Origin of the sequence: Pseudonocardia pini (genome assembly GCF_013870575.1) — a bacterium.
GTDB classification, from domain to species: domain Bacteria; phylum Actinomycetota; class Actinomycetes; order Mycobacteriales; family Pseudonocardiaceae; genus Pseudonocardia; species Pseudonocardia pini.
Window position 1 is genome coordinate 1 of record NZ_JACBXB010000674.1, and the last position, 3,110, is coordinate 3,110.

The window sequence follows — 3,110 nt, forward strand, 5'->3', positions numbered from 1 at the left end:
GGATGCCGGTGCCGTCGTCGACCACCTGCAGGAGGAGATCGGCACCGGCCTCGACGGTCACCGTCACGGTCCGCCCGCCCGAGTGCCGCACCGCGTTGCTGACCGCCTCCCGCGCAGCGGCGAGGAGGTGGGGCGCGAGGTCGGCGGGGACCAGCGTGTCGACGGCGCCGGAGGTCCGCAGCGAGGCCACCAAGCCGGAGTCCCGGGTCAGCTCGGTCACGGCGTCCAGCAGCGACCGGCGCACTCCGTGGTCACCCTGTTCGGCGGTGTGCAGGTCGAAGATCGAGGTGCGGATCTCCCGGACCGTCTCGTCCAGCTCCTCCACGGCCTGCCCGATGCGCTCCTGCACCTCCGGCTCCGACGAGCGGCGCATCGTGCTCTGCAGCTTCAGCCCGGTGGCGAACAGCCGCTGGATGACGACGTCGTGCAGGTCACGGGCGATCCGGTCCCGGTCGGCCAGGACGTCGAGCTGGCGCTGGGCACGGTCCTTCTGGGCGATCTCCAGCACGAGCGCGGCCTGCTGGGCGAACGACAGCACCAACGGCACCTCAGCGGGTTGGAAGAGGTCCCCGCCGATCCTCCGCAGTGCGAGCAGGACGCCGATGACCCGCTCCGCCGAACGCAGGGGGACCGCCACCGTCGGACCGAAACCCGCCCCGTCCCAGGACCCCTCGATCAGGGTCCTGGGTGTGTCTGCGAGGACAGGACCGCGGCTCTCGGCGAGCTCGACCAGCGTGCTGCCCGCGTCGAGGCGTTCCTCCGGCAGGTGCAGGGCAGCCCCGTCCGACGCCCCGAGCTCGTAGCGCCCCTCCTCGTCGGGACCGAGCAGCACCACCGTGGCGGAGGACCGGGTCAGCTCCCGCGTGCGCAGCGCGACGAGCCGCAGCACGTCCTGCTCCTCCGCGCCGTTCAGCACCTCGGCACGGACCTCGCCGAGCGCTTCCAACCACTGCCTGCGCACACGGCTCTGCTCGAACAGGTCGGCGTTCTGCACCGCGATCCCGGCGGCGGCCGCCAACGCCTGCAGGACGACCTCGTCGTCGGCGGTGAACTCGCCACCCCCGACCTTCTCGGTCAGGTAGAGGTTGCCGAAGACCGACTCCCGGACGCGGACCGGGACGCCGAGGAAACTGCTCATCGGCGGGTGGTGGGCCGGGAAGCCGACCGACGCCGGGTGGGCGTTCAGGTCGGCCAGCCGCAGGGGTGCGGGCTCCAGGATCAGCTGTCCCAGCAGGCCCTTGCCGGTCGGCGGTCGCCCCATCGCCTCGCGCCGGCCCGGGTGCAGGCCCACGTCGATGAACCGGGCGATCGACCCGTCGGCGGCCAGGACCCCCAGCGCCCCGTAGCGGGCGTCGACGAGGTCCACTGCGGACTGCACGATCCGCCGCAGGGTCGTCTCCAGCTCCAGGCCCGCCGCGACCGCCAGCACGGCGTCGAGCAGGCTCTGCATCCGGTCGCGGCCTGCGACGATCTGATCGAGGCGGTCCTGGACCTCTCCCACGAGCTCGTCGAGGCGGAGGCCCGACAACACCGCGGAGAGCGGGGAGCCGCCGTCCGTACCCGTCGCCATGCCGCTGCACCTCCTCGTGGTCCCACCGTGACACATCCTGACCCACGCGCCCGGGTCACGGACGGGTCGAACACCCCGCGCGGTCGGGACCTTCGTCGGTAGTCCGGCGACGTCGGCCGGCGGGACCCTCGCTGTGGACCCGGCCCCCCGGGGAGGCCGGCGGCGGTGGCGGTGAGCGGTGATGATCCAGACGACGACCGCCCTCGGCTTGACCGAGGACGAAGTGCACGACGTGATGGAGACGGCGGTGCGAGCCCCGTCCCTGCACAACACCCAGCCCTGGGCGTTCCGCATCTCGGACGCCGAGATCGAGCTCCACGCCGACCGGACCAGACAGCTACCGGTCGCCGATCCGAGTGGCCGCGAACTGCGGATCGCCTGCGGGGCGGCGCTGTTCAACCTGCGGCTCGCGCTACTCGGCCTCGGCATCAAACCCCTGGTCAGCATCCTCCCGGACCCGGACAGGCCCGACCTGATCGCGGTCGTGCGGCGTGGCGGTGCGCGGCGCGCGACACCCGAGCAGCGGCGTCTGCTCGAGGCCGTCCCGCGCCGACGCACCAACCGCAGGCCCTTCAGCGACGCCGAGGTCCCCGCCACCGCGCGGTACGCACTGCGCCGCGCCGCGCTCGACGAGGGGACCTGGCTGCACCTCGTGACCGACCCCGCCCAGCGGATCGAGCTGGGCGATCTCGCCCGGCGCGCGCACGGCGTGCAGATCGCCGACCCGGCGTTCACCGCCGAGCTCGACCACTGGACCGGGCACGGGGAGCCGCGCCCGGACGGCGTCCCCGCGACGGCCGGCGGCCCGCTCCCCCAGCCGAACTCGACCTGGGTGATGCGGGACTTCACCCGCGGTACCGGCCGACAGCAGACCGCCTTCGAGGCCGAGCCGCTGATCGCGATCCTGACCGTGCACTCCGACGGCCAGCGCGAGGAGATCCGGGCGGGCGAGGCACTGCAGCGGGTGCTGCTGACCGCGACCACCCACGGACTCGCCGTCTCGTTCCTGTCCCAGCTCGTCGAGGTGCCGGAGGTCCGGGAGGCCATGCGCAGGCTGGTGGGCGGCCTGCGACCGCCGCAGGTGGTCCTGCGCCTCGGCCACGGCTGGCCGGTCCCGCTCACCCCACGCCGCCCCTTCGAGGACCTCGTCCGAACCGATGCCCAGGAGGACCAGGAGGACCGATGAACACCCCGCTGTCCGCTCCGGCACGGCGGCCCGACCCCGGGACGCCGCCGCACGCGAGCTGCCCGCTCCCGCGACCGGCGGACCGGGCAGCCGTGTTCTGCGGACCGCGCCGGAGCGCCCGGGCAAGGGGCTGCTGAGTTGCACCGACGAGGTTCCAGGACGTGCGCCGAGCCCGTGCGGTCCTGTCCGGTCGCCGGGTGTTCGTGCGCCGTCCCGGACGGGGCTCGCTCATCCGACGGTCGGCGCAGGCCGGTCGGGGCCGCAGGTACCGATGGCGAGTATCGCCACCGTGTCCCCACAGGCCGTGGCGCCGGGCCCGGTGAGGCGGCCGCGAGCGTGGCCGCACCGCCGAAC

The 3,110-nt window shown here is 74.0% G+C and carries 2 protein-coding genes; one reads left to right on the forward strand and one right to left on the reverse strand.

The window, feature by feature from the left end:
- Positions 1-1,570 (reverse strand): sensor histidine kinase (locus tag H5J29_RS26975; protein WP_181783811.1); only part of this gene is annotated, 1,570 nt, incomplete at its 3' end.
- 208 nt (positions 1,571-1,778) lie between these two features.
- Here H5J29_RS26975 and H5J29_RS26980 point away from each other — a divergent pair.
- Positions 1,779-2,756 carry an Acg family FMN-binding oxidoreductase gene (locus tag H5J29_RS26980; protein WP_246394335.1) on the forward strand — a complete coding sequence of 326 codons (978 nt, stop codon included), beginning with the start codon at positions 1,779-1,781 and terminating at the stop codon, positions 2,754-2,756.
- The last annotated feature ends 354 nt before the right edge of the window (positions 2,757-3,110 follow it).